The 1978-nt window shown below is 69.8% G+C and carries 2 protein-coding genes and 1 pseudogene; 1 reads left to right on the plus strand and 2 read right to left on the minus strand.

The annotated features are described in order from the left end of the window. The first annotated feature begins 74 nt into the window (after nt 1–74). Nucleotides 75–470 (plus strand): peptidase inhibitor family I36 protein, encoded by a 396-nt coding sequence (locus tag CCN42_RS34545; protein ID WP_245877601.1) that lies wholly within the window; start codon nt 75–77, stop codon nt 468–470. A 462-nt stretch (nt 471–932) separates the two neighbouring features. Here the strand turns inward: CCN42_RS34545 and CCN42_RS45100 are convergent. Next, nucleotides 933–1058 (minus strand): annotated as a pseudogene (locus tag CCN42_RS45100) (helix-turn-helix domain-containing protein); the annotation flags it as partial. 65 nt (nt 1059–1123) lie between these two features. Then, nucleotides 1124–1978: IS110 family RNA-guided transposase (locus CCN42_RS34555; RefSeq protein WP_086741354.1), on the minus strand; the 855-nt coding region annotated here is incomplete at its 5' end.

Genomic DNA, 1978 nt, shown 5'->3' on the forward strand with positions numbered 1-1978 from the left:
CGCGCGCCCGCCCGCGCGGGTGAACCCACGGATGAGTCACCTCGCCAAGCGCCGGTGGACCGTATCTGTGGGACATGATGAAGAACCTGATGCGTGCCGCGGCCGTCGCCGCGCTCGCCTTCACCCTGCTGGCTGTTCCGGCCTCCGCTTCCAGCGAGCCCCGCGCCGCGGCTGGGATCGACTGCCCGTCCGGCTACGTCTGCATCTACCCCGAGATCAACTTCGGCGGACAGCCCTGGGTCCGCCGCGCCTCCGACGGCAGCGTGAAGGACCTCCCGACCGCGATCCGGGACCGCGGCAGCTCGATCCGCAACAACTCCGACCGCACTGCCCGCGTCTACGAAAAGCGCAACCACTCCGGCCGCTGGGTCTGCGTCACCCGCAGCGGCGGCTCCATCCACGACCTGCGCAGCTACAACCTCAACGACCAGACACGCTCCCTGAAAATCAACCGCAACGACTGCGGCTGACCCCCCGCACCATCCGTGTCGGCCGCAACCGGCAGCAGGCATCGGCCCCGGCCCAGGGACTCACGGGCCGACGCGCCCGCCACTGCTCCCGTCCCCGGCGCCTCGCCGGGGCGTGCGTCTGACTTCCCGCTCCTGCGGGTAAACCCCGCCTGCACGACACCGTGTCCTCGCACCGCCACCCGCTACGAAGATCCCGTTCCGATGTAGTGCAGCCAATCCTGGCGCCATCCGGACGGGGCGTCGATTCCGACGAGGAGGAGACCATGGTGAGCGGCGAGCACCTGGTCGCGCAGGTGCTGATCCGCGGCCACGCCCGCGTCCGGGCCCGCAACGCTCTGGCGGGCCTGCTGCCCGCGACATCACCGTGCCCGTTCGGAAGCCGTGGTCCACGTACGTCGACTTGGACAGCAGCAGGCCGGTGACGTCGTGGTCGGGCAAACGGGCGGCCCACTCCAGGCGGAGGCGGTCGACACCGGACAACAGGGCGAGGACGGAGTGCGGGAGATCGTGCCGCAGGTGGATCAGCGTGACGACCAGCCGGTCGACGAACACCAGCCGATGCCTGGCACCGGCCCCCGCCTCACGTTTCCAGCTTTCGATCGACAAAGGCGCGAGGCGGGCAGGTAACCCGGGGGGTGCCTCTATGTCTTTCGTCAAGCGAGGTGTGGGGTGCGGGGTTGGTAGAAGGTTCCGTCGCGGAGCATGGCGAACAGGACGCTGATGCGGTGGCGGGCGAGGCGGAGGAGGGCCTGGGTGTGGGTTTTGCCGCGGGCTCGGCAGCGGTCGTAGTAACCGCGGGAGGCGGGATCGTGCAGGGCTGCGAACGCGGACAGGAACATCGCGCGTTTGAGCTGCCGGTTTCCGCTTCGCGGAGCGTGATCGCCGTGGATCGAGGTCCCGGACGACCTGGTGGCCGGCGCAAGACCGGCATAGGAGGCCAGGTGGGCGGCGGTGGGGAAGGTGCTGCCGTCGCCGACGGTGACCAGGAGGACTGCGGCGGTCCTGACGCCGATGCCGGGCATCGACGTCAGAACCTGGGAAAGAGGGTGGGCCTCCAGCAGAGCCTCGATGCGGACCTCCAGAGTCCGGCGTTGTTCGTGGACGGCGGCCAGGGACTTCGCCAACGAGGGCACGATCACATCCAGGGTGCCGGTGCCGGGGACCACGACGGTCTGCTCGTCCAGGGCGGTGAGGATGTCGTCGGCCAGCCGCTGGGCCATGCGCGGGGCCCTGGGCCGGATCACCTCGACGAGCTTGCGGTGGCCTGCCTTGCGCAGAGCGTCCGGAGATCCGTAGCGCTCCAGGAGCCAGGTCACTGCCGGGTGGTCCAGCCGTGGACCGAGGACGCGTTCGAGGCTGGGGTGGAACTGGGTGAGCAGGCCGCGGATGCGGTTGGAAGTGCGGTTGGCCTCGCCTGCCAGGTCCTGGTCGAAGCCGACCAGCATGGTCAGCTCGGCGGTGATCTCGTCGGTGAGTTCGAGGTTGCGCAGGGTGTGGGGCATGGTGCG

The sequence above is a fragment of the Streptomyces glaucescens genome, assembly GCF_002154375.1.
Lineage (GTDB): Bacteria > Actinomycetota > Actinomycetes > Streptomycetales > Streptomycetaceae > Streptomyces > Streptomyces glaucescens.

Excerpts from the sequence above, each read along its gene's own strand:
- CCN42_RS34545 (WP_245877601.1), top strand. The coding sequence starts at position 75 with ATGATGAAGAACCTGATGCGTGCCGCGGCCGTCGCCGCGCTCGCCTTC.